The sequence below is a fragment of the Pleionea sediminis genome, from assembly GCF_007570825.1.
Taxonomy (GTDB): Bacteria; Pseudomonadota; Gammaproteobacteria; order Enterobacterales; family Kangiellaceae; genus Pleionea; species Pleionea sediminis.
In genome coordinates, this window is sequence record NZ_SUNB01000002.1 from 712,083 (window position 1) to 737,462 (window position 25,380).

Here is a 25,380-nt window from a genome sequence, read left to right on the forward strand (position 1 = left end):
GCTAATAATTGAAAAATTCGTCAGGAACGAAAGGCTAAAGGCGACTCTGTAAAACCATGCTCAACACCGTTTTTGACAATAAAATGAAAGAATAATGTAAATTTAATGTCATTATCGTGACAACTGAAATAATTTTGTCACATTAAAAAACTATTATACGGCCTGATTCAATCTAAAATTCTGAGAAAATTTAGATTCATAACTGGGAGAAAAACATGAACTTCAAAAAATGCCTCGTAGCTACAGCCGTTACGATTGCAGGTACATCAATGATCGCAACATCACATGCGAACGATATAACTGTAACCCCTTATGGGAAAATAAACGTTACTTACCAACAAACTGACGATGGCAGTCTTGATGGTGCAGAACTAAAAAGCAACGCGTCTCGTTTTGGGCTTAAAGGAAAAGCGAAACTATCGGATTCTGTTCAAGCAATTTACAAGCTCGAATGGCAAGTTGATACGACAGATAACGCTGATTCTGACGACAATAATTTAAAAGCTCGAAATCAATTCGTTGGATTAGCCGGTGGATTTGGTGAAGTCATTGCCGGCCGTCACGACACTCCGTTGAAGAAAGCGCAAGGTAAAGTAGACTTATTTAACGATCTTGAGGGCGATATCAAAAATGTAATCGAAGGCGATGTTCGTGCAGATAACTTCCTTCAATACACCTCTCCTAAGTTTGCTGGCGGCTTAAAATTTAAGTTCGCAACAATGACTGTTAAAGGCCTTAAAGAAGGTAATATCTTAGGCGATCACGACGATGACGTGAATACTCCAGACATTGTTGTCGACGCTAACGAAGCTACAGATGCAAGCTCATTCTCGATCGAATACTCAACAGACATGCTTTTTGTAGCCATTGCTCAAGATTCTGATGTATCAGGCCAAGATACTAAAACCAATCGCGTGACTACTCAGTTAAAATTAGACAACTGGACTTTAGGCGCAATTTACAATGAGCACGATAATGGAACCATTGATGAAGAAGGTTACATTTTCAGTGTTGCTTACAAAACAGGCGATCATACTCTCAAGCTACAAACAGGAGAGAGTGACGAAAAATCGATCGATAAAGAAATGACAAGTATCGGCTGGGATATTAAGTTAGGTAAGAAAACTAAATTATTTTCATTTTACACATCATCAGACGATGCTGCCGGAAATGACTATTCTTGGTTTGGTGTTGGTTTAGAGCAAAAATTCTAAACGGCACTTTATAGCAATAAAAAAGGGCCGTTAACGGCCCTTTTTTATTATTGTTTATTTAATTTGATTAACTCATTGCCAACTCATCAGAAACGACATAATAATATTTTTCTGGAATTCGAATCACTGTTGAAAATGTTCTAAAGTCAGCTCCTTCTTCTCCATCATCTAAAACAACTTCGATTCCACCACCTTCTTTCTCTAAAAATTGTTTAACGGCATCCATTCCCACACCGCGACCAGAGACGGCAGTGACTTCCTCTGCAGTTGATAGGCCAGAGCTAAAAATCAAATTTGCAACTTCTTCTGGCGCAGGGTTATCGCTCTCATTAAAAATTTTATTTTCAATCGCCTTCTCATAAATTTTCTTCAGTGCTAACCCTTTACCATCATCTTTTACGACAAATTCTAAATGGTCATTTTTAGCATTAACGGTTAACTCAATTTTACCCTGTTCCGTCTTTCCTTTACTTTTTCTTTCATCCGGTCCCTCTATACCGTGATCAACCGCATTTCGGAAAACATGCATAAATATGTTATTCAACATGTTATGTGCGTCCATTTTAATAAACGCTTTATCTCCATGAATAACGACTTCTGGCACTGGTTTACTCATTTCTTGTGCAATAGAGCCGGCAGACTCAATAACTTCACTCAATACTTTATCAATCGTCTTGGCTTCAAAGTCGAGCAACATTTGGTAGGCACTTTTGAAGCATTGTTTAATATCATCATTTAAACTGCTCGTATCAACTTGATGCATACTTTCTAAAATACTATTAAGTTTTTTGCGATCAATAGAAGCCATGCCCGAATCGGAATCAGAATCACCAGAACCACGCCCTAGCTTTTCTTGAGAAACTGTTTCATAGCGCTTCACATCATTTTCTGCGAGCAATAGCTCTTCAAGTAACTCTTCTTTGTTCCATTCTTTGTCTTCATTTTTACGTAGTTCATCATACGTTGTTTCAACTTCATGCACTGAGTTAGTGATATAGGAAAATCCAAATGTTCGAGCATTTCCTTTTACAGTATGCATATTTCTGAATAACGTCGCCACGACATCAGGATCTTTTTCATCCTTAGACTCAATCAATGAACGACACTCGTCGATAAACTGGTAAGAAGTAGAAATGAATTCGTTAAACTTATTCGTATCAACACTTAATATATGTCCGATAATTTCGAGCTCTTGTTTCTGACTTTCTGCGGCTGCTTGAAGTGCCTTAAGCTCAGTAACATCACGAACTGTCACCATGATCTTATCAATTTCTCCATCAAAAACGATGGGGTCCCAATCTAACTCAACTACTTTATGAACCGATTTGTCGTCATTCAAAATATTATATTCAGTAGGCAATAAGTGAGAGTTGAATTCGAACATCATTTCATCCGATCCTAACAATGACTCAACTGCTGTACTTACTTGATCTAATCGATCACTACCTAAATTACTTTGATTGAATAGCAAGTCCATAAAGTTTCGTTTCGCAATCTTTTTCGTTTCAAGAATCTCTTCTAAATAAGCTGCATATTCATGATGTACAACACCGCCTTCCATAACAGTGAATAAACCTTGGTGCATATTCTGCATCATATTCAAAATGTCATTGGTTTTAACCTGTAACTCTGCTGTGCGCTCTTTAACTTTCAATTCTAAGGTTCGATTTTGTTCTTCTATCACTTCTCTCATACGAATATTTTTGATCGTAATCACGAGAAGACGAGCTATCGAAGAAGCAAACTCATAATCACTGTCTTCGAAAGTAACTGCGCCAACCTCACCCGAAAAATTCATGACACCAATCAACACATCTTTATCGAGCAATGGAATGCAGAGTAGTGCTCTTGGATTCTCAGTAGTCTCACCTTTAAGAAACGTCGTATCTTCAGCAGTATTCGGCACAAATACAATTTTTTTGGCTTCAGCAGCACTACCAATAACACCTTCGCCCAACTTAAATTTCGCAGGGATAACTTCATTGTCAATCACCTTGGGTGGGAAAAAGCCTTTAACCTCGAGCTCATTTTTGTCGTTCATTAGAAAAACAGAGCCTTGGCTAACACCACAATGGTCATGCATTGTTTTAAGCGCTTCTTCTAATGCTCGATTTTGATCGAGTAATGATGCCAATACCTCACCAGTTTCATTCAGCGTCGCGAGGTCTTTCATCTTTTTATTAATGGTGGCTCGCATCGTTTCAAAGTTTTCTGCCAACACACCGACTTCATCATCAGTCCGAACATTAACTTCATTGTTGTAATCACCGCTAGCAATATTCTCCGCTGCGGAAGTCAATTCGTTCAAAGGCTTGGATATTTTAATAGCCATGTTTCGGGTTGCATTAAACCCTCCGAGAACAGCTAAAATGCCAACACCCAAAAGAATTGCGATCGTCGTAATTAATGCTTGTCTCGAAGCTTCTGACTCTTCTTTGAGTTGCTGCTTCATCGTTTTCGTCGTAAAACCGTAACGGAGATACCCCAAAATATCATCTTCGTATCCAACAGGAGCGACAAACTCATAAACTTCATATCCTTGCCAATCAAAAGTTTTGAATTCAAATGCCTCGAGTTGTGAAGCCCACTCGTGATTCTCCCCCTCAAGAGCTTCACCGGGTGTAATAGTCCCTTCCGGATTTTCTTCAGTTGCAAATACCCACGGTTGTCTTTCGGGTGTCATATAAACCCCATAGACAATATCGCTATCACTTTCGACGGTATTCGCGACAACCTCTTGCACTGCAGAAAAGCCATTATCTTCGACCATACCTCGAAGTGCCTGGCTATTATTTTTTACCAGTGTGGATCCTTTGGCGATCAAAGAGCTTCTAATGCTCTCTTCCGACTTTGCCAAGTTCTCTTCCGAGGCTGACAAGTTTAGATAAGCAACCAGTGACAAGACTATCGTGAAACTGATGATAAAAATCCAGCTGACCTTGGTAATCAGCTTGGAACGAATACTCTTAAATTTCAAAGCTTTATCTCCAGTATTTTTGGTTTTCTCGAGCTATTAAGAACAGTTAATCATACACACGCTTCACTAAAGCTTAGATGAGAAAATGTCAATTTTCATGCACTTCCCGAAAATTAAGCTAGTATATTTTATAAACCCGAATTATATCCTTGTCCAATAAAACTCAGAGTAAGGAACTTATTGAAATCATGATGTTTTTACTCGGCTTGGCAGTCGGCGCCTGTGTCGCTTGGTTTGTCATGCTAAAACGCTCTCAGTCGCAAAAAAGCCAGCTTGAAGTAGACTGGCAACAACGCTTAAGCGATCAAGAATCAACTTGGACAAATCAATTCGAAGACCAAAAAAATCAACTTGAAGAAGAAAAGCAAGCTCTCGTTGAAGAGCAAAACTTACTAAAGACAGAGTTCGAACAGCAGAAATCGGAAATACATACTCGCCATCAGTCAGAAATTTCAGAGCTCAATCGTGAGCTTGATAGTCTGAAAGATTCTTATTCACAACAAACCGCTCAACTTATTGATGAATTCAGAAAAGTTAAAGGAAACCTGTCTGACCTCTCGGACTTGCTAGTTACTTTTGAACGTTGGCATGAATCGCTCAATGGCCTTATGGAGCACAATCGAGTCATGCACCAACAAAACGAGGAGTTCTTTAAAATAGTAAAACAAATTGTCATTTTGGCACTTAATGCGGCCATCGAGGCAGCGCGAGCAGGCGAGTTTGGCCGTGGTTTTGCAGTTGTCGCCGACGAAGTTCGCTTTTTGGCGATGCAGTCACAAGAGCTCAGTGAAATTTATCGTGACAACTTGAATAAAAACGACCTGTTAACCACAACGACCTTTCAAGATATTCAAGCTTGCGGAAAAATGATTCTAACTGAAGTTAATACCGCTTCTCAGCTGGTAGACTCAATCGTCAACCGACATCAGTGAGTTAACCATGGCAGATAACGAATTCGAAAGGTTTTTAAAAAATGAATTTATCAAGTGTCTCAAGCAAAGTATGAATGAGTCTGTTGCAGACGCTAACTGGGATTACCGAGAAAATAGAGAGTTAAAACATGAAAGCTACCCCAAAATTATATTACTCACGGTCAGCTCCCATCTCTTTAGAATCGTCCTTATTTTACACTTCAGTTACAACGAAACTTGCCATAAATTTGTTGCCGCAGGTCTAAAATCAGGTGGCGAAAAGCTAGGAAAAGATAAGATTCATGACTATCTTAAAGAAGTGGGCAATAGCCTTTGTGGCGGATTTAAACGAAATTTAGGTAATGTCGTTCCTAGTTTAGGAATGTCTACGCCAAATATTCTGGACGACTATTGTCTAAGCTATATTGAAGAGCTGGATGTCATCGACAAACACACAGCAACGGTAAGCTTCAATGGTCAAGAACTGTTTGGTGCGAGTTACTATTTATGTGCCGCAGAAAAAATACAAGTGGATATGTCGAATGCCCGACTGTCGGAGGAGACACAATCTGAGGCGGGAGAGCTTGAGTTCTTCTAAAGCATTAAATTGGAGAAAACCATGGGACAAGATGAGTTAACCAGTAAAGTACTTATTCACGAAGTCGATAGTGACGCAGAGTCTAAGTTAAAAGCTTTTTTTACGGAAAATAACCTTACTGGTTTAAAAGATAGCCAGATGAATGTACTTGATATCTTTAATCGCAACACCGATTTAGGAGCCGCTTTTCTCTGTGAAACTCAAGATAGTAATGGTATCGGTGGTTTGGAGTTGGGTAAGAAAATCCACCAAATTCGCCCAGAGATTCCCGTTTTTATTCGAATGAATAACCCAGACTCCAATCTCCCCGATGGTTATGAGCATTACTTTGCAGGCAGTTATCATATCGACGATGAAGTTCATCTCAAAGAACTTGTTAATAAACATTTATTCAACGAACACTATCCAATTCCTCTCATTCGCGGCATTCAACAGATATCACAAGATAGTTTCCAAACGGCAATTGATAACATCAGTGTTACCGTCGATCCCCCTTATCTTGTAAAAGATCAAATTATATATGGCGAACTCTTCAGTCTAATTCCTCTGGAGAGTAATTGGTGTCGCGGATTTATGATGCTGCAAACAACAGAAGCAGAGATTAAGCAAATCATTTCCGCCGGTAAAACAGGTCTGATCACTAATGTTCCAACCTTTCGAGATGTGAACCACATTCTCTCTGAGGTGACTAATATGATATGGGGCTCGCTAAAATCGAAGTTTTTTATTGAAGACGATAGCGACGGTAAAGAAGATTACGCCTCAAAAATACATGTACCAACACTGGTGAACCATCAGCATCGATTCATATCATTTGGGTCAAACGAACCTCATCTATGCTTTCGATACACGGTTAAAGATAATACTGGAGAACACCCTGATTTTACGATTTATCAAAAAATTATTTTTAATTTAAGCTGGCAACCAGAGCTTTTCAAAGAAAGTACTCAAGAAACAGACGATATGGTAAGTGCAGGTGAACTTGAATTTTTCTAATATTACTTCAACAATGAATAGAGAGGTTGAGATAGTAGGTTATAAGAAAAATTCTTTTCATAATTTATTTTGTTCTCAAGTCAACAGTTCGCTTTTTGAAATAAAAAGTATATAGGTAGAGGAAATTAATATGGCTCAAATACTCGTAGTTGACGACTCGGCAACCGTACGAAACGAAGTCAGCGGCTTTTTATCAAACCAAGGGTTTGATGTCGCGACAGCAGAAGATGGGAAAGACGGTCTTGACAAGTTAAAAGCGGATTCAGGCATAAAACTTGTTATTTCAGATGTCAACATGCCGAATATGGATGGACTAACCATGGTTGAAAAAATTCGTGGAGAAATGGGAAATTCAGCTGTCAATATTATTATGCTAACTACAGAGAGTGATCCCCGAATGAAAGAACGGGGTAAAGCGGCTGGGGTAAAAGGTTGGATAGTCAAACCTTTTAACGGAGATGCCGTTGTTGGAGGCATTAAAAAACTGGTTGGGTAGGAGCGCAGTAACGTGGCTTATTGCGGTAAAATGGCAAAATGAGGCTTTATATGAAAAGGTATCTATTACTCTCTTTTATATTGCTGGCTCATATCTTTTGGGAGGCTAAGGCAGATGTGCTCTATGTATTTGTCCCCTCCAGTGTAAGAGCGACAGCAATCCAAAATGATATTCAGAAGGCATGTCCTGATATCACTGTAACAGTATTTGGTCGAGGAAAGGACTTTAGAAAGCAAGTAGAAGAAGGAAGTCCTGATGCTATTTTATCGTTAATCCCTGTTATCGAACACAGCAATTCGTACAACACGATTATGCGAGGACAGCACAACGGTAATATGGAAGAAGATTACGTGCTGGTATCTATCGATCAGGCCTTAGACTTAAACAGTTTGAAAGACAAAAAGATCGGCGTAGTTGATTTACTCGGTCGAAAACCGATGGGCCAATTTGTATCGCAACTCTTTCAAGCTGACGTAAAAATCAAACGTGTTACAAAACCTGAAGATTTACTGCCGCTACTAACATTCCGCTCTGCCGACGCGATTTTTATTTCTGAACGGACGTATCAAGATATCAAGTCGAAATCAAACCTCAACCTTGTTGCTACACGACTCAATATTAAAGTGGGTCTTGCTGGCACAGCGCTGAATAAAAAGGCCGCTAAAGACAAGTTTATTGATTGTGTGAAGAAGTTTGATGAGTCGTTGAACGCAACATTAGGAGTCGACAAATGGCAATCACTCTAATTCGATTAATCCAATCCAAGCTAGCCACTGGGTTATTTATTGCTATTGCCTTGTTGTCGTTCTCATCGAGTGCTTTATCTTCGGAAGGCAACGCACTTGTTCTGACAGCAAAAGGCGATGAATTTGCAAAAGTTATCCAGGGACTTTCAGATGACATTGAAGGTGAACTAGAATTCAAAACTTTTTATATCAATCGAGAATCATCCACAGATGTTATTGAAGATGGTATGAAAAAGTTTTCACCCAAAGTTGTAATCTTGATAGGCAATACATCCATCAACCTTTATACCAAGTTTCAAAAAGCAAACCCCAAAATGCAATTTCCTCCAAGCATTGCTTTGGCAGCTCTTTTTGTCGACCGATTTATTGACGACATAAAAAATGCAACAGGTATTCGCTATGAAATACCTGCGGTGATAAGTCTTATTAATATGCGAGACATTATCAAAAAGCCATTGAAATCTGTGGGAGTGGTTCATCGTGAATGGATGGATAGCATTATCGAAGAGAACAGAAAGTATCTGAGTGCTGAAGGCATTAAGTTAATCTCTATCAAGCTTCCCAACAAAACGTCCAACATGAATAAAAAGTTGGATGAAGCTGTCGTTGAGTTAGTGGACAAAAAAGTAGATGCTATCTGGGTTCTAAATGACAATGAGCTACTCAACGGTCGCTCTATCGGTCAAGTATGGATTCCCAAATTAGCAAAAACCGACATTCCTGTTTTAGTGGGTGTTCGTCCTTTACTGAATACCAAGTTCAATTTTGGCTCTTTCGCTATTGTCCCCGACCATTATGCGCTCGGAGTACAAGGTGCCTCAATTGTATTTGAGTTGATGGACAACGACTGGGACTTAGATGGTAGAGACATCTCGCAACCGATATCCGTTAAGAAGGTCGTTAATGTCTCCGTACTTGATAACAAGTCAATTCCCTACGACAAAGGTAAATTACAAACGGTCGACGAAGTGGTTAAATAATTGTTGGTAACTCTAAACCCCAAAGGCGCCGATAAGGCGCCTTTTTTTATAACCAACTACTCTCTCGACTAAAAACCATGAGTTAATAACTGTTATGTAAAAAAATCCTTTGATTAGCCAAGCATCGGTAAAGGAATATCTCTCAAGTGTTAGATCTTTTAATAAAGAACGACTTTTATATCGTTATAAAGAGCCCGACTGGCGAATAAAAATAATGCTTTAGCATTGTATTTGCATTTATCAGGATAAGCTTTTAAAAGAAAAAATAAGTATAAATCAATAAGCCCTACACTTCTTCACTGAACTCATCGCTCATTAACAACTTTACTTGAGGACTCCCAAAGAAATATCCTTGGCCACCGCTGATACCCAAATCCATTAATACATTCCACTCTTCTTCAACTTCGACGCCTTCAGCCCAAACGCTCAAACCAGCCTGATTTGCTGCGGTTATGATGCTTTGAACAAACAGCTGCTTTTCACTTTGTTGAACGATATCCCTAATCGTTGTACGACTAATTTTTAAAGTAGAAACAGGTAATTCTGACAAATAGGATAAGTTAGCAGTCGGACTTCCTACATGCTCCACACACCAGCGACATCCCATACTGGCTATTTCTTGCATCGGTTCTTTAATTTGGTCTTTTAACCGAAAAACAGAAAACTCAGATATCTCAAAGGTAATTCGTTCACAAATGCTTTTAACCAACGATAAACGCTGTGTAAGCCATATAATAAACTTCTTATTAAGTAAACTATCAGAGAATAAATTTATCGATAATTCCGTATCTGCTAAATCATCACTAAAGGATAATTCCTTTAATGCTGTATCAATAATTAATCGATCAAAGTCAGAGGCCATTCCACATCGATTGGCCATAGGCAAGAAAACAGAAGCAGCAATCATTTTCCCATGCTCTTCAATCCGAGCAAGAACCTCAAATCGACTTTTATCATCAGACACCGAAATCTGTGGTTGATAAATTAAAATGACTTGCCTACGGTCGAGTATCGTTTGTAAAAATGAACGCCAGCGAACACTCCCTTTAATTTGTGCTTTCGATAAGTTTTTAGGTTGGTAAATATGAACCTTATTCTCACCCTCAAGCTGCGCATTTCGTAACGACATATCAGCACTGGCAAGAATATCATAAGCATCATCGCCGGTATTGAAAAAAGTCACACCGACGCTAGTGAAATGGTGATGAAACTCGGTAACATCAAAAACCGAACGACTTAAGTCTTTTATAATTTTATTGCATAGCCGCTGCACTTTTTCAGGGGCTTGCTCAAGAATTAACAATGAAAAGTCTACACCACCACGTCTGGCGACATAACATAAGTCTTCTTCATCGATAAAGCGCTGAAAGTAAGTTCCTATTTGTTTCAGCAAATCAGAAAAACGCTGTTTTTCTTCATGCTCCAACTCTAAAATTGGTTCAAATGAAAATAGAACAACCGCACCATGAATCGACTCATCTTTTGCTCTTAAATGAATTTCAAGTTCAGCATCAAAATACTCTCGATTACCTAGTCCTGTAATTGCATCGACAAACGAATGCTTTCGTAAGCGATTAGACAGCTCCGTTTGTTCTTGTCGATTAATATGATGTTCATTAAGCAACAAGTTAATCGCAAGCTCAGATGTCATTGGATGCTCATCTGAAAGATAAAAATGCTCTGGATTATAATCTCCGGTCAATATGGCTTCCGCCTTTTTTTCAAGCTCAAACATAGGTTGAAAAAGCCAGTAGTGAATTACCGAACCAACAACTAATAAACTCAAAACTATGAACCAGTACCAAGAGAAGAAGTTAATGTTTAAATTCTCAGCAAGGAACTGAACTTCTAAAAATGCATTTTTATAACTTTGACTTTTGAGTGGATAACGATAATAAAAAGTCAGTTGTTCACTTGGAGACTTTTCATAAGCAGTTAATACATCATTGCCGGAAATAATTGCTGCCGAATTTACCGATGGAATTAAAGATATTTCACTAATCAGATGCCTTCTATTGGTTGTATCATCAATTTCTGCATCTTTCAGCTTTTGAGCAACTATCGCTTGTTGCGTTGTTAACCACTGTGACAGCTGTTGCTTTTCTTTTTCAGAATAGGCCTCGTTTGCCAGGGTGATAAAATAAAAGCACAGGATTAGCAAAACTGCCCACAAAGCAATGATTCGAGAAACTATTGATTTCATTTGCTTTCAAATTTCCTTGTCAATTGACTAAAAACAGAGGTTTTTCAGCACCTTTACGTTTTAATAAGCATAGTTGAAATATTGTAGATTATCCTTTTGCCCTTATTCTTTACTAAAGTCAGGATATAAAAAAAGGGACTTAAAGCCCCTTTTCATTAAATGATTCTTCTTATTAACTCAGAATGGAATATCATCGTCGAAATTGTCACTAAATCCAGAGTCCTGTTGATTCGAAGTGCCCTGTGGTTGATTTTGGTTAGGCTGTTGTTGCTGGTAATTTTGTTGCTGAGGTTGTCCATAAGACTTCTGTTGACCTTGACCAAACGAAGCATCCCCACCGGATCTTGCACCACCACCGAGCATTTGCATAACGCCGTTAATATCCACAACAACTTCTGTTGTGTATTTATCTTGCCCTTGTTGATCTTGCCATTTACGAGTCTGCAACTTGCCCTCAAGGTACACTTGAGATCCCTTGCGCAAGTACTCTCCAGCAACTTCAGCCAACTTGCCAAAAATCACCACACGGTGCCACTCAGTTTTTTCTCTTGGTTCGCCTGTATTTCGATCCTTCCATTGCTCAGAAGTGGCTACCGAAAGGTTGGCAATAGCGCCCCCATTAGCGGTATATCGAATTTCAGGGTCATTCCCAAGGTTCCCTACTAAAATGACTTTGTTGATGCCTCTGCTGGCCATTGTTGCTTCTCCTCTACGGTTTCTCGCCGTATATTTTACATTATATAAATTCGTTTCAAGCGCAATTAAGGCTGACGTTTTGCTTTTAATTGATTTAATGCCGCCACATCAAGCTGCTGCTGATCAACTTTCAAATAGACGGCGCCGGCTTCAGGCAACGCGACAGCCTCAGCAACACCTTCAATTGCATGAATATCATCCAAAAGAGCGTTTATTGAATCTTCATCGCCTATATGATGTACCGTGAACGTATACGAGGTCAATCGTGGCGGCGATTTTAATCCAATGCCAGCGATAGCCCACAGTATGGCAATAACTGCACCTGCAGTGTAAGTTGCCGATAATCCATAAGTTTGTGCCAAATATCCTGCCACAGGTCCGCCTAAAGACGCTCCTAAAAATTGACAGGTCGAATAGACACCTAGTGCGGCACCTTTTGACGATGCCGGTGCAATTCGAGAAATTAACGAAGGAAATAGCGCCTCCATCACATTAAAACCGCCAAAAAAGATGCCCAGAAATAATATTAGCGACCATAAGTTATTGTTCGTGTTGCCAATAACTAATTCCAAAGCGGCGATGGCACACATTGTTAGGACCATTACTTGCTTATGCTTCCAGCGCTTTTCCGCCAAAATAATCATTGGCACCATAATAAACGCGGCCAGAACCATGACGGCAACGTAAATCCAGCCACTTTCCTTCAGCGATATATCAAACGCGAGTAGTTTTAACGGAAATGCGACAAAAAACGCCGTTAATAAGAAGTGCAGTGAAAATATACCGAAATTGAGTCGCCATAATTGAGGCTCTTTGATGATGTGTCGGATTTGACCTTTAGCAGCAACAGCATCTCGTTGAGAGTAACGATGATGAGGTGTCGGCGTCCAAAAAAGAATGATTATAATGGCCGCAACAGCAAGGAGTGCGCTGCTCCAGAATAGTCCGCTCAGCCCACTGAAGTCTGCAATAAATGGTCCGGCAAACATCGCAATCGTAAAAGCGCCACCAATGCTCATACCAATCGAGGCCATCACTTTACTGCGCTGCTCATCACGCGATAAGTCAGCCGCAAGCGCCATCACTGCACTCGCAATTGCACCGCATCCTTGTAGCAAACGGCCCACAATAATCCACACGATATGTTCCGACAATGCCGCTACCACACTACCTGCTGCAAACAACGCTAAACCCACAAGAATAACCGGCTTCCGACCAAATCTATCCGACATTCGACCAAAAGGAATTTGAAATATTGCCTGGGTTAAACCGTAAGCACCAATAGCAAGCCCCACCAAAAAGGGCGTGCTTCCCTCTAGTGACTGACCTAAAACCGCAAATACCGGGAGTATCATAAATAACCCCAGCATACGTACGGCAAATACTGAACTTAGCGAAAGCGCGGCACGCTTTTCGGTCGAGTTCATGGCACTGGATTGTTGAGTCTCTTCCATATTATGATCGCTGGCTTGGTTCGGCTTTCGACAACCGACGTATAAACATCATTCAACTGGCAAAAAGGCGGCTATTATACACGATGGATAAAATAGAAGTACGTGGCGCACGCACACATAACCTGAAAAATATTAATCTTGAATTGCCGCGCGACCAATTAATCGTCATTACCGGACTTTCAGGCTCCGGCAAATCATCTCTCGCTTTCGATACACTTTATGCAGAGGGACAACGACGCTATGTCGAATCTTTGTCCGCATACGCTCGACAATTTTTATCTTTAATGGAAAAGCCCGACGTCGACCATATCGAAGGGTTATCACCAGCCATCTCTATTGAGCAAAAATCAACATCGCACAACCCTCGCTCGACCGTTGGTACCATTACTGAGATTTACGATTACTTACGTCTTTTATTTGCCCGAGTGGGAACTCCGTTTTGCCCAGACCACGAAATCGCCCTCGAAGCTCAAACCGTCTCGCAAATGGTCGATCAAGTATTAGCGCAACCCGAAGGTACCAAAGTCATGCTCATGGCCCCTGTTGTGCGAAATCGAAAAGGCGAGCACGTACAACTCTTTCAAGAACTGCAAGCGCAAGGCTATGTTCGTGCCCGAATTAATGGCGAAGTGTATGAGTTATCATCGCCGCCGAAACTCGACCTGCATAAAAAACATACGATCGAAGTCATTGTTGATCGTTTTAAAGTTCGCCCCGAACTGCAACAGCGAATTGCCGAGTCGTTTGAAACAACGCTCGATCTGGCCGATGGGCTGGCACAAATTCACTTTATGGATGGCGAAAAAGACGACCTACTTTTTTCTGCTAAATTTGCATGTCCAGAATGTGGGCATAGCTTAACGGAATTAGAGCCCAGATTATTTTCATTCAATAACCCGGCCGGCGCGTGCCCCGAATGTGATGGATTAGGCGTTGATAATTTTTTTGATCCCGACCGAATTATCCATAACCCGGAACTATCACTAGCAGGCGGAGCCATTAGAGGTTGGGATCGTCGCAGTGTTTATTATTATCACATGCTCAAATCTTTAGCCGAGCATTATGAGTTCGATATTGAAGAATCTTTTGAATCCTTACCGAAAAAAATTCAGAAAGTTATTTTATATGGCAGTGGCCGAACATCCATAGAGTTCAACTATGTGAATGATCGAGGTGACATTTACGTACGTAATCATCCTTTCGAGGGTGTCATTCCAAACATGGAGCGTCGGTATCGAGAAACAGAATCACAAGCTGTCCGTGAAGAATTAAGCAAGTATATGACGCATCAGTCATGCCCAAGCTGCGAGGGAACCCGACTGCGACAAGATGCTCGCAGTGTTTTAATTAAGAAAAAGTCACTACCCGAAGTGACGCACATGGCCATCGGTGAATGTTTTGAATATTTCGAAAAATTAAAGTTGGCCGGCGCTAAAGGAAAAATCGCGGATAAAATATTAAAAGAAATTCGTGCTCGTCTCGGATTTTTAGTTAACGTAGGTCTCGAATACTTAACGTTAGAGCGCAGTGCCGACACTTTATCGGGCGGAGAAGCACAGCGCATTCGATTGGCCAGTCAAATTGGAGCCGGACTCGTTGGCGTTATGTATGTTCTCGATGAGCCTTCCATTGGCTTACATCAACGCGATAACGACCGCTTACTAAAAACATTAACCCACCTACGCGACTTAGGAAATACTGTTATCGTTGTCGAACACGACGAAGACGCAATTCGTATGGCCGACCACGTTATTGATATTGGTCCAGGCGCAGGTGTTCATGGCGGCGAAATTATCGCTCAAGGCACCGTCGATAAAATCTGTAAATCTCGTAAGTCACTAACCGGAAAATATCTTTCGGGAAAATTAGAAATAAGTATTCCCAAAGAGCGCCATCCTTTTAATCAAGAAAAAACATTTAAGCTTTTTGGATCAACCGGAAATAACTTAAAAAATGTTGATTTGGAAATTCCTGTTGGATTATTAACTTGTGTTACGGGTGTTTCTGGTAGCGGAAAATCAACACTCATTAACAACACTTTATATCCAATAATGGCTCGCGCATTAAACCGCAATGAAACCTTGGTTGCAGCGCCCCACTCACATCATGAAGGCATCGACAACTTCGATAAAGTCGTCGACATCGACCAAAGCCCAATTGGCCGTACACCACGATCCAACCCTGCCACCTATACTGGAATTTTCACTCCCATTCGCGAACTTTTTGCGGGAACACAAGAAGCTCGTGCCCGTGGCTATAAACCAGGGCGATTTAGTTTCAATGTAAAAGGAGGTCGATGCGAGGCCTGTCAGGGTGACGGAGTAATAAAAGTTGAAATGCACTTTCTGCCAGACGTTTACGTTCCCTGCGATGTTTGCCATGGAAAACGCTACAACCGAGAAACACTAGAAGTAAAATATAAAAGTAAAAATATCAACGAGGTTCTCGACTTAACCGTTGAAGATGCACGCGAATTTTTTGACGCAGTACCTGCCATATCCAGGAAATTACAGACATTGATTGATGTTGGATTATCTTATATTCGACTCGGTCAAGCAGCAACAACACTATCTGGTGGAGAAGCTCAACGAGTGAAACTTTCTCGCGAGTTGAGCAAAAGGGATACTGGAAAAACATTATATATCTTAGATGAACCAACAACAGGTTTGCACTTCCAAGATGTTAATCAACTGTTAAAAGTACTCCATCGCCTGCGCGATCATGGTAATACAATTGTCGTAATTGAACACAACCTCGATGTTATAAAAACTGCCGATTGGATTGTTGACTTGGGTCCTGAAGGCGGCAATAAAGGTGGTGAAATCATTGCAGCAGGAACTCCGGAAGATATAGCAAAAAATAAAATTTCGCATACCGGCAAGTTTTTAAAACTAATGCTAAAAAAGAAATAAATTTTTTAAAATAGCTTCGGAAGTTCTGAAGCTATTTTATTTAATGTACCTTGTAAAGCTCTCCAACTTCTAGTCGAGTGTCTATAAAGTTATGTTTCGGTGGTAAAGGGCACGTTGCATAAGCTGTATGAGCACAGGCAGGACTATAAGCTCGATTAAAATCAATAGTCGTAGCCCCCTCTTCATTGGGCCAATCAACATCAATAAATCGTCCCGCTCCGTAAGTTGTGTCACCACTGGTTTTGTCTCGAAACATGACAAAGAGCGGATATTCTTTTCCGTAATCAACCGCTTCCAATCGATGTCGTTTTCCATTGAGTTCAAACTCAACAAATCCCGCAGACTTATCATTGCTAAGGGTTCCGTATACCGTAGCAACTTTTAATTTCCGATCAGTTTTATGAGGTACTAGAGTAGCTTCAACAATATACTTGGAGTTAAAAGGATAAAACCGTTCGCCTTTAAAATTTTTATAAAACGGACTATTTTTGTCGCGCAATCGAACAGCAAACTTATTCTCACGTTTTATAATGTAGAATGAATAAGTACCAAAAGAGACCTCGGTTTTATCTTTTACAGATAATTGAGAAACAGAAACTTTCTTACCATTCACACGAACATTAGGATTTTCAGTTGAAAACTCAATAGAGTCATCTTTTAACTTAATATTTCCGACGAAAAGAGGCGCGCTGTCCGGGAAAAAGTGATTATTACTTTCATGAGAGCCGATAGAATTACTCCCGGTTTTTAACCAATAAAGTCCAACTAACTTTAACCAACCATGTTCTCCTATTAGCTCATCTCGGTACACCTCTCGCCATTGCTGCCATTCTTCAACGGAAGATAAGTCAGTTTCACTAGTATCTTGTGCAAAACACGGCATAGCTTGTAGTAGAACAATAATTAGAATGCCAGATACAACTATATTTTTAATCAATTAAATAAACTCTCAATTTAAATCATTGGTTGGATATTAATAATATTTTAGAACTTCCACTAAGCTTCAATTGGTGCCTCAGGTTTGGAAAAACCGAACTTTTCAGCTAGGTCCTCTAAAACCATATAGAAACAGGGAATAATCACTAGTATGATTGAAGTCGCAAAAATGATACCAAAGCCTAGCGAGATCGCCATTGGTATCAATTGGTAAGCTTGCCGCGACTGCTCTAAAATGATAGGCGTTAAGCCACCGAAAGTCGTTAGTGTTGTTAATACAATAGGCCGAAAACGTCGCACTCCTGCTTCATGTATCGCTTCAAATACATTCATTCGCAATCGGTTTTTATTTGCCAAGTCAACCATAATCAACGCACCATTAACAACAACGCCTGCCAGAGCAACAACCCCCATAATACTAATTAGAGAAATATCATATCCCAATAATAAATGTCCAATCACCGCACCAATAGTTCCAAAAGGAATGGACAACATAACAATGACAGGTTGCGAATAACTTCTAAAAGCAATCGCCAGTAAAGAATAAATGACGAGCATGGCCATTCCAAATCCCCCCCAAAGAATCTGAGTCGACTCTCTCATTTCGGCTTGGGTACCACGAAAACTCCAGGTTATCCCGGGATACTCTTGCCTTAATTGAGGTAAGACATCTTGATTAATCGCATCAATCACACGATTGACTGCATTTTGTGGCTCTACATCCATACCGACAGTAATAACTCGCCGCCCGTCCCGCCGATCTAACGAAGTAAAGGCTTCTCCCAGTTTTGCCTGAGCCACATCTAATAATGGCACTTCTGTCCCCGTTGAAGTTTTTATTATAAAATTGTCCAAAGTATTTTGATGAAACCGCTCTTCCTCAGGCAACTTTACGCGAACTTCCACTTCATTGGTACCACGCAATTGCCGTAAAGCAACGGAACCAAAAAAGGCGTCACGTACCTGTCGGCCTATCGACTCGGGAGTCAATCCTAGCATTTCACCTTCAGGCAACACTGTGAAATCATATTGCAATTTGCCTTTGTTATAACTGTCATTGACATCTCGAGTGGCCGAAAAACTTTTCATCGTTTCAGAAAAACTTTTACTCGCTTTTGCTAATACATCTAAGTTCGTATGACTTAAGTCAACACTAATATCGTCACGCCATCCTCCTGGTCCTCGCTCAGCTTCAAACGAAATTTGATCGACACCGTCTATATCACCAATTTCATCACGCCAAAGTTCAATCACCTGTGCCGCAGTCATATCTCTTTGATCGGGCGGCAACATAACAATTTCAACATCAATAAAGTTTTTCCGTCGAACATTTGTTTTGATACCCTCAGCAACCAGGTGCAAATCATGCTCTTCGAACATTTTATGTGTTGCTTCTGTAATTTCATTAGCAACCCGCGCCGCTTGGCGCTGGGTTGTTCCGACAGGTAATCGAACCCCAGCTTCAATTTCATCGGCTGCAACACGTGGCATCATAATCATGCCCATGTGATCACTATAAGCAAACGCACCGGTCACTAATAACATAGATAACGCGGCACTAAGTGTTACGTATCGATGCTTTAAACACAAAAATAAAAAGGGACGATATTTCTCTTCAGTGAATTGATTAAAGCGTTTAGCAATCGCCCTCTGACGACGATGAACTAAGTGGCCAAGTCTAGTTTTTGCCTTGTCTGTACTGTGTGCTAAATGTGCCGGTAAAATAAATAACGCTTCAACTAAAGAAATAACTAATACCGTAATAACCACAACTGGCAAAGGCCACCAAAATAATCCCGTTGTACCAGGAATGAACATGACAGGTATAAAAGCAACTATCGTCGTTAATATGGTAAAGGTCACCGGGGCCGCAATATCTTTGGCACCTTTAATAGCCGCGGTCATAAAGTCGTATCCTTGTTCACGATACTCGTAAATATTTTCGCCAACGACTATGGCATCGTCGACGACAATACCCAACACGACCAAAAAAGCGAACATGGATATCATATTTATACTAACACCGACCATCGGCACAAATAACATTCCTCCCACAAATGATATTGTCATGCCCATCATGATCCAAAACGCTAATCGGTACTCTAAGAAGGCGCCCAAAATAATAAGAACAATAACGATTGCCAGGGCACCATTTTCAAGTAATAAATTGAGTCGATCATGAAAATCTTCAGCTCGGTTACTATCGATTCGGTAATTCACACCTTCAGGCAATGTTGAGTCCAACTCAAGCAAGACCGTTTGCACAGCTTCAGCAATTTCTAAAGGCGACTGTTTTCCGATTCGAAAAATTTCTATTTCGATCGATGGTTGCCGGTTAAATTGAGAGTGAAATCCATCTTCTTCAAATCCTTCTATAAGAGTTGCCAGATCACCAAGCCGAATACTTGTTCCGTCTTGTGAAGTTACAATTGGAATCTTGGCAAAATCTTCCGCCCATTGTTTGCGTTCATTCAGACGCAACAAAATTTCACCTTGACTGGTTTCGATTGCTCCCGCAGGGATATCTCGAGCTCCTGACTCAATTCTATCGGCAACTTCCCCTAAGCTTAATCCATATTGACGCAAAATTGGCTGTGATATTTCAACGTGAATGACGTAACCTGGAACATTGTTTAATTCGACTTGAGAAATCGCTGGCTCATTCAACAATCGATCGCGGACCCTCTCTCCCAGTTTACGTAATGTCCAAATATCAATGTCACCATATAATCCAATTTCCATCACATCACGTTGTTGAATCTGCATGTTTACTTCAGGCTCTTCAGCATCAATAGGAAATGTTCGAATTCGGTTAACAGCCTGATCAATGTCTTGAAACGCTTTCATGCGATCAAGCCCCGACACTAACTCCAAAGATACACGTCCAGAACCCTCTCGTGCAGTTGACGTCATCTCTTTAATTCCCTGAACACTTCGTACAGCTTCTTCTATCGGCTGCAATATACCTTTTTCAACTTCTTCTGGAGATGCGCCAGGATAATCAACACGAACTTCAACAATTCCGAGTTCGAATGCAGGAAAAACTTCTTTTTGAACTTGCCATGCCATGAAGACACCGCCACCGAGCAATATCATCATAAACAAATTGGCAGCAATCGAATTTCGAGCCATCCACTCGATGGGTCCAACCCAGCCCGATGGTCTTTTAGATTGATTATGAGATTCGGTCATTAGGACCCCTGGTTATTTTCGATCATTGATTGACTATCGGATGTTTTTTTATCTACACGCTCTGATTTTAGTTGCACCTCTGCACCTTGTTTTACGGTTGACAAATCTGTCGTAATCACTTCATCGCCCGATTCCAAACCTTGGTCAAGATACACATAAGATTTATCCTTTAATAAAACATCTACTTGCCGAATTGACAGTTTATTCTCTTCCCTCACCCATACGGTATTATTTTTTCTTAAGTAATCTTGAGGCAATCGAATAATATTTTCTAATTTTTTGATCGGCAATTCCGCCTCAACATAAGAGCCAACCATCAATGAAGGTAAGTTTTCACTTTTGCTAGTAAGCGCGAGAGGATCGAGCACTTCAACCAAAAGCTGTACCATACGAGTTTGTGCGGTTAGTTCCCCGACAACTTGTTTTATACATCCTGTTCGATATTCATCAGAATTCCATGCGGTTCGGTTGCGAATAACAACCGTAGAGGTCTCACTGGTGCAAGTTAAGTTTTGATTCATTGATTGAATTGGCAGCCACTTGATTTGAGACAGCGGTAAACTGACTTTCACCCAGTAACGACGATTACCTTGCAGCCTGGCTATCGGAGAACCCTCTGAAACCATAGCACCCAAATTTGTCATTTGTGAAATAATCTGTCCGTCAAAAGGTGCTTTGACTAAGGTTCGGGAAAGTTCGAGTTGGGCTTGTGCCAATTCTGCCTCAGCAGCATCAAGTCGAGACTGAGCAATTTTTAATTGTGGTTCTCGCAACACTAATGACTTTCTCAATCCTGACAACTTTGAATTAATAGCTCGATAGTCGCTTTTGGCGCGCTCTTGCTCACCTTGCTCAATAATAAAGTCCGCATTCGCTTGAGCAAGCTGAGCCTTTAATTGCTTCATGCGCAGTTCATAGTCAGACGAGTCAACTTTAATCAAAGGCTGACCTTTAGTAACCTGCCTTCCGGGTTCAAAGCTATCCAACACCTCAATCACTTGCCCCGATACTTGAGCAGATAAAGTAATAACTTGTGCCGGCTCAACAACTCCCATTGCTCGAATTGTTGGCTTATAATCTTGTCGCTCTACTTTTAAAACCTCAACCAACATCGGCGTCTTCTTCGTCGCTCCCTCTCTCTTGGCCTCCGGCTCAGTGGAAAAAATAAGCCAAACTAATAGTGCTGAAACAATCAGCATCATCACAATGACAATGGACGACTTTCCATTAGCATTCGCTTGTGGTGGACGACTCTGGCTATTATCACTCATATACAGTAATGACCTTAGTTTTTATATCGCTATTTATTATTCTACGTTTCAACCCTGACATTAGATATCACTACAAATAATAGCGCCATCGATTTATTAAAGTCAGCAACCGAAATAAACATTCTCTCAAAGGGGTTGCTTAGCAGCTTAATTCACTCAGTTGATATTTTCAAAAGCAGAATAACCAAAACATTATTTAATCGATTTTATAAATAACGATATAAACCACGTTCAATTGATTAGACAAAGGTGTTACTACGACAATATCTGTATCCACTTATTCAAGAGAAGGGCTCTTTTGAGAAAGAAATAAAATATACTGAACCTGAAATCTAACAAAGTTATTCGACATTTTTCATCGTATTTAAAAATTACAATGTTTAGTTCGCTAGCAATAATAGACTCTGTATCTTAGACTTGTAGTATAAACTATCTAATCCTCCTTTATATTATGGATGCCCAGATATAACAATGAGCAAGAAAAGTAGTATTAAAGTTCCAGTAGAAAAGCTAATGGTGGGCTTTAAGGTTGATCTGGAGCTACCATGGAGCAAGCATCCTTTTCTTTTTTCAAAGTTTAAAATTCGTTCTCAAAATGATATTAAAATAATTAAGCGACTTGGACTAAAGGAAGTGACCGTTTTTCCAGGACAAAGTGACCGAAAAATAGCTTTAGAAAGCCAAACTGAAGAAAAAAACGATTCTGAATGTATAGAAACAATTACCAATGCCCAATGGCAAGACAAAAATTCCAAGTTAGAAAACGCTGACAAATATCGAAAGAAACGCCATTCAATCGGTAAAAAATACGCAGAACAGGCAAAGAAAATTCAGCAAATATCTCGACAAATGAAAGCAGAGCCCGCTAATGCAATTCATGAAACCGAAGAGCTGGTTCAAAATATTGCGACCGACTTTGAAATGCAAAGAGATTTACTGACTAACTTAGTAAACTTAGGCGGCGGCAGGCACAGTCTCTATAATCACTTTCTTAATGTAACAATTCTAAGTTTGATGATGGCGCAAGCAAGAGAAATCACCGGCGAAGATCTGAGAAATCTAATACGCGGCGCCCTATTACATGATATTGGAAAAGTTGATATACCTTCACAAATTTTAAATAAGACAACAACCTTGTCTAAACCAGAGATGGCCATTTATCAAAAACATCCTCAGTATGGTCGCAAGTTGTGTGAGCTTATTGGTGATGTTCCTAAACCGGTTATGGAAATTATAGAAAAGCATCATCAGTATCTCGATGGTACAGGCTTTCCTAAGCCTCAAAAAGATCACGAAATACCAGAATTGGTGCGCATTGTATCTATTGCTAATATCTACGATAACTTGTGCAATCCAAACGACTCAAGTCAAGCAATGACGCCCAAGTTGGCATTGGCAACTCTATACTCAAAGTTTAAAACAAAACTGGACCATCAACTGGTCAACAACTTTATTTCTAAAGTTGGTATATATCCTCCAGGTAGTGTCGTTCAGTTAAACGACGAGAGTATTGGGCTTGTTGTTAGCGTCGATACTAACGACATGATGAACCCTGAAGTATTACTATACAACCCAAGTATTCCTCCTTTACAGGCCATCATAATCAATCTACAAGAGCATGATGATTTAAAAGTAGTGAATGTCTTAGAACCAGGAGCTTATCCTAAACGAGTCTACGAATATCTGGGTATTCAAAAGCGTATTGGCTTCATGTATGGAGACTCATAAACTGAGAGATATTTTTAAAGTTGAGTTTTTTAAAAGCTAGAAAGCGGTTCAATTACTTTTAGTTTTATTGGTTTTTTGAAATATTTTATCTTTAATTGCATTTAAAATAGAAACAAATTTATTCTTGTTCAATCAGTAAACTCAAACAAATTATTTTCTTTAATCTTGCGATAAACAATACCCAAATAATGAGCTTCATCGAGAAACTTATTAATACTAAATCACTATTCTTTAATCCTCGCTAATTGTCGCTCGTCACTGAACTATAGTTATCGTCCCAGTGATTGATTCGAGGTATTTTTTATGCGTCATTATTTTTTACTTACTGTTGCTCTCATGTTCTTACAACCAGCAATCAGTCTTGAACGAATTCAACAAACTTTAGTTCCTCCGCCCTTATTACCAGCTCATGAATTAACATCGCCAGGACAACCTAAAATTATCGAGGTTACGCTAACAATTGAAGAAAAGGAACTCGAAATTGACGACGGTGTTTTTATTCAAGCCCTGACATTCAATGGTAGCGTGCCGGCTCCAATGATCGTTGCCCACGAAGGTGATTATGTTGAAGTTACTTTAGTCAACCCGGCAACGAACACTATGCGGCATAATATTGATTTTCATTCAGCTACAGGCGCCATGGGCGGCGCGGCCTTAACGAACATTGCTCCTGGAGAACAAGCCATCTTACGTTTCAAAGCCACTAAAACAGGCGTATTTGTTTACCACTGTGCGCCAGGAGGAGACCTCACACCTTACCATGTTGTAGCGGGAATGAATGGAGCAATGATGGTGTTACCCAAAGACGGGTTACGCGATGGTAATAACCAAAGAGTCACTTACGACAAAGCCTATTACATTGGTGAGCAAGATTTCTATGTTCCACAAGATGCTCAAGGTAATTTCCGCCGGTTTACCAACTTAGCCGATGCGCTTGAGCCAACCTTTGAAGTAATGCGAACACTAACACCTTCGCATGTTGTCTTTAACGGTCGAAAAGGCGCCCTTTTGGGTGCCAATGCATTAACAGCAAATGTTGGAGACAATGTATTACTGATTCACTCACAAGCCACACGTGATTCTCGCCCACACATTGTTGGCGGTCATGCCGATTGGGTTTGGCAAGCCGGCTCGTTTGCTAACCGGGCCTTGGCTGATATTGAAACCTGGTTTGTTCCCGGAGGGTCAGCTGTCGCAGCGTTGTACGAGTTTAAACAGCCTGGAACCTATGTTTATGTTAATCATAATCTCATCGAAGCCATTCTTTTAGGAGCCGCAGCGCAAATAGAAGTAAGCGGAGATTGGGATAACGATTTAATGATGCAAGTTCAGCCTCCCTCACCGATTCCATAAATTTATTAATCATTAAATGGTTAGTCATTAGGATTAAGCTAATCGGCACCCCGTAGGGTGCTGATTAAATTTAAGTGTCTCAATAAAGATTATCCGACTTAACCACTTTGTTCACTTCTTTACTACATCTCTCGAAATTACCTCGAAGACTATAATTCACTATTAGAATGCGGCATAGAATTGATCGGTTATCACAAACGAAATAGACTAGGTCTCAGACTACTAACTTTACAGGGGTTGTAACAATAATGAAAAAATACGTCATCGCAATCGTCGTTAGCTTAATCATCGGAGTTATCGTCTATGCATTAATTCCCGGAGATACCGAAAATCGTTTTAATCGACTCGGCGTTAGCTATTTCGATGGTGATTATGTAATCACTTACTATGGTATGTCGGGTATGAATATATGGCTTGTCAAAGACGGTAAAGTAACCTCTGAACCGGCCAAAGGCTACTACCACACGCGTGTATTGACCGGGAACAAGTCGAGTTATCTACAGCTACCGATCACGAATACAGTTATCGAGGAGTTTAAATCGATCGAGAAATTAGCCCCCGACCAGCAGCAGTTACTTAAGTCTAAATATTCAGCGACAATCCTGGCGAAGTTCTAAATTGGACTTCTTTATTTAAAATTTTTATGAGTGCTGTCTTACTCACTAAGTGGCTTCTTTTTTATGCAAGCCATTTAGTGAGATGTACTAATAAAAATTT

General features: G+C 40.2%; 18 protein-coding genes. 11 read left to right on the forward strand and 7 right to left on the reverse strand.

Features of this window, described 5'->3' with window-relative positions; genetic code table 11:
* The first annotated feature begins 215 nt into the window (after positions 1-215).
* Positions 216-1,214: a porin gene (locus FAX86_RS13050; protein ID WP_144393850.1), complete on the forward strand. Its 999-nt coding sequence runs from the start codon at positions 216-218 to the stop codon at positions 1,212-1,214.
* A gap of 67 nt (positions 1,215-1,281) precedes the next feature.
* Here the strand turns inward: FAX86_RS13050 and FAX86_RS13055 are convergent, their stop codons facing one another.
* Entirely contained in the window at positions 1,282-4,191 is a 2,910-nt protein-coding gene (locus FAX86_RS13055; protein ID WP_144393851.1) for a HAMP domain-containing protein, read from the reverse strand.
* A gap of 188 nt (positions 4,192-4,379) precedes the next feature.
* Between FAX86_RS13055 and FAX86_RS22765 the strand changes: the two genes are divergently transcribed.
* From FAX86_RS22765 to FAX86_RS13085, 6 genes are all read left to right on the forward strand, one after another.
* Positions 4,380-5,123 (forward strand): methyl-accepting chemotaxis protein, encoded by a 744-nt coding sequence (locus tag FAX86_RS22765; RefSeq protein WP_205859194.1) that lies wholly within the window; start codon positions 4,380-4,382, stop codon positions 5,121-5,123.
* 7 nt (positions 5,124-5,130) lie between these two features.
* Positions 5,131-5,700, forward strand: a complete 570-nt coding sequence (locus FAX86_RS13065) for a hypothetical protein (protein WP_144393852.1) — start codon at positions 5,131-5,133, stop codon at positions 5,698-5,700.
* Between the two features lie 21 nt (positions 5,701-5,721).
* Complete coding sequence (locus FAX86_RS13070; protein ID WP_144393853.1) at positions 5,722-6,696, forward strand: chemotaxis protein CheX; 975 nt, start codon at positions 5,722-5,724, stop codon at positions 6,694-6,696.
* Between the two features lie 130 nt (positions 6,697-6,826).
* The gene (locus tag FAX86_RS13075) at positions 6,827-7,192 is read left to right on the forward strand and encodes a response regulator (protein ID WP_144393854.1); all 366 of its coding nucleotides are present in this window, start codon (positions 6,827-6,829) and stop codon (positions 7,190-7,192) included.
* A 50-nt stretch (positions 7,193-7,242) separates the two neighbouring features.
* Entirely contained in the window at positions 7,243-7,938 is a 696-nt protein-coding gene (locus FAX86_RS13080; protein WP_144393855.1) for a hypothetical protein, read from the forward strand.
* A complete protein-coding gene (locus FAX86_RS13085) occupies positions 7,923-8,918 on the forward strand; it encodes a type 1 periplasmic-binding domain-containing protein (protein WP_144393856.1) in 996 nt (331 codons plus the stop codon). Before FAX86_RS13080 ends, FAX86_RS13085 begins: the two co-directional genes overlap by 16 nt.
* Positions 8,919-9,204: 286 nt before the next feature.
* Here FAX86_RS13085 and FAX86_RS13090 read toward each other — a convergent pair whose 3' ends face one another.
* The 3 genes from FAX86_RS13090 to FAX86_RS13100 all read right to left on the reverse strand — a co-directional run bounded on the left by FAX86_RS13090 (position 9,205) and on the right by FAX86_RS13100 (position 13,271).
* A complete protein-coding gene (locus tag FAX86_RS13090; RefSeq protein WP_144393857.1) occupies positions 9,205-11,121 on the reverse strand; it encodes an EAL domain-containing protein in 1,917 nt (638 codons plus the stop codon).
* Positions 11,122-11,298: 177 nt separating this feature from the next.
* Positions 11,299-11,817 carry a single-stranded DNA-binding protein gene (gene ssb / locus FAX86_RS13095; RefSeq protein WP_144393858.1) on the reverse strand — a complete coding sequence of 173 codons (519 nt, stop codon included), beginning with the start codon at positions 11,815-11,817 and terminating at the stop codon, positions 11,299-11,301.
* A gap of 65 nt (positions 11,818-11,882) precedes the next feature.
* Positions 11,883-13,271: an MFS transporter gene (locus FAX86_RS13100; RefSeq protein WP_144393859.1), complete on the reverse strand. Its 1,389-nt coding sequence runs from the start codon at positions 13,269-13,271 to the stop codon at positions 11,883-11,885.
* Between the two features lie 83 nt (positions 13,272-13,354).
* Here FAX86_RS13100 and uvrA point away from each other — a divergent pair, with 83 nt between their 5' ends.
* The gene (gene uvrA / locus FAX86_RS13105) at positions 13,355-16,183 is read left to right on the forward strand and encodes an excinuclease ABC subunit UvrA (RefSeq protein ID WP_144393860.1); all 2,829 of its coding nucleotides are present in this window, start codon (positions 13,355-13,357) and stop codon (positions 16,181-16,183) included.
* Positions 16,184-16,223: 40 nt separating this feature from the next.
* Here the strand turns inward: uvrA and FAX86_RS13110 are convergent, their stop codons facing one another.
* The 3 genes from FAX86_RS13110 to FAX86_RS13120 are packed head-to-tail and all read right to left on the reverse strand — an operon-like array spanning position 16,224 to position 21,582.
* On the reverse strand, positions 16,224-17,120 hold the full coding sequence (locus tag FAX86_RS13110; RefSeq protein ID WP_144393861.1) for a DUF1684 domain-containing protein: 897 nt from the start codon (positions 17,118-17,120) through the stop codon (positions 16,224-16,226).
* Positions 17,121-17,179: 59 nt separating this feature from the next.
* On the reverse strand, positions 17,180-20,311 hold the full coding sequence (locus FAX86_RS13115; RefSeq protein WP_144393862.1) for an efflux RND transporter permease subunit: 3,132 nt from the start codon (positions 20,309-20,311) through the stop codon (positions 17,180-17,182).
* Complete coding sequence (locus tag FAX86_RS13120; RefSeq protein WP_144393863.1) at positions 20,311-21,582, reverse strand: efflux RND transporter periplasmic adaptor subunit; 1,272 nt, start codon at positions 21,580-21,582, stop codon at positions 20,311-20,313. Before FAX86_RS13120 ends, FAX86_RS13115 begins: the two co-directional genes overlap by 1 nt.
* Positions 21,583-22,053: 471 nt before the next feature.
* On the opposite strand from FAX86_RS13120, the gene FAX86_RS13125 reads away from it, so the two are divergent.
* The 3 genes from FAX86_RS13125 to FAX86_RS13135 all read left to right on the forward strand — a co-directional run bounded on the left by FAX86_RS13125 (position 22,054) and on the right by FAX86_RS13135 (position 25,280).
* Positions 22,054-23,310 (forward strand): cyclic di-GMP phosphodiesterase, encoded by a 1,257-nt coding sequence (locus FAX86_RS13125; protein ID WP_144393864.1) that lies wholly within the window; start codon positions 22,054-22,056, stop codon positions 23,308-23,310.
* A gap of 303 nt (positions 23,311-23,613) precedes the next feature.
* The gene (nirK, locus tag FAX86_RS13130; RefSeq protein ID WP_144393865.1) at positions 23,614-24,663 is read left to right on the forward strand and encodes a copper-containing nitrite reductase; all 1,050 of its coding nucleotides are present in this window, start codon (positions 23,614-23,616) and stop codon (positions 24,661-24,663) included.
* Between the two features lie 248 nt (positions 24,664-24,911).
* Positions 24,912-25,280: a hypothetical protein gene (locus FAX86_RS13135; RefSeq protein WP_144393866.1), complete on the forward strand. Its 369-nt coding sequence runs from the start codon at positions 24,912-24,914 to the stop codon at positions 25,278-25,280.
* Positions 25,281-25,380 lie beyond the last annotated feature (100 nt).

Excerpts from the sequence above, each read along its gene's own strand:
- FAX86_RS13050 (WP_144393850.1), top strand. The coding sequence starts at position 216 with ATGAACTTCAAAAAATGCCTCGTAGCTACAGCCGTTACGATTGCAGGT.
- FAX86_RS22765 (WP_205859194.1), top strand. The coding sequence starts at position 4,380 with ATGATGTTTTTACTCGGCTTGGCAGTCGGCGCCTGTGTCGCTTGGTTT.
- FAX86_RS13065 (WP_144393852.1), top strand. The coding sequence starts at position 5,131 with ATGGCAGATAACGAATTCGAAAGGTTTTTAAAAAATGAATTTATCAAG.
- FAX86_RS13070 (WP_144393853.1), top strand. The coding sequence starts at position 5,722 with ATGGGACAAGATGAGTTAACCAGTAAAGTACTTATTCACGAAGTCGAT.
- FAX86_RS13075 (WP_144393854.1), top strand. The coding sequence starts at position 6,827 with ATGGCTCAAATACTCGTAGTTGACGACTCGGCAACCGTACGAAACGAA.
- FAX86_RS13080 (WP_144393855.1), top strand. The coding sequence starts at position 7,243 with ATGAAAAGGTATCTATTACTCTCTTTTATATTGCTGGCTCATATCTTT.
- FAX86_RS13085 (WP_144393856.1), top strand. The coding sequence starts at position 7,923 with ATGGCAATCACTCTAATTCGATTAATCCAATCCAAGCTAGCCACTGGG.
- FAX86_RS13090 (WP_144393857.1), bottom strand. The coding sequence starts at position 11,121 with ATGAAATCAATAGTTTCTCGAATCATTGCTTTGTGGGCAGTTTTGCTA.
- ssb (WP_144393858.1), bottom strand. The coding sequence starts at position 11,817 with ATGGCCAGCAGAGGCATCAACAAAGTCATTTTAGTAGGGAACCTTGGG.
- FAX86_RS13100 (WP_144393859.1), bottom strand. The coding sequence starts at position 13,271 with ATGGAAGAGACTCAACAATCCAGTGCCATGAACTCGACCGAAAAGCGT.
- uvrA (WP_144393860.1), top strand. The coding sequence starts at position 13,355 with ATGGATAAAATAGAAGTACGTGGCGCACGCACACATAACCTGAAAAAT.
- FAX86_RS13115 (WP_144393862.1), bottom strand. The coding sequence starts at position 20,311 with ATGACCGAATCTCATAATCAATCTAAAAGACCATCGGGCTGGGTTGGA.
- FAX86_RS13120 (WP_144393863.1), bottom strand. The coding sequence starts at position 21,582 with ATGAGTGATAATAGCCAGAGTCGTCCACCACAAGCGAATGCTAATGGA.
- FAX86_RS13125 (WP_144393864.1), top strand. The coding sequence starts at position 22,054 with ATGAGCAAGAAAAGTAGTATTAAAGTTCCAGTAGAAAAGCTAATGGTG.
- nirK (WP_144393865.1), top strand. The coding sequence starts at position 23,614 with ATGCGTCATTATTTTTTACTTACTGTTGCTCTCATGTTCTTACAACCA.
- FAX86_RS13135 (WP_144393866.1), top strand. The coding sequence starts at position 24,912 with ATGAAAAAATACGTCATCGCAATCGTCGTTAGCTTAATCATCGGAGTT.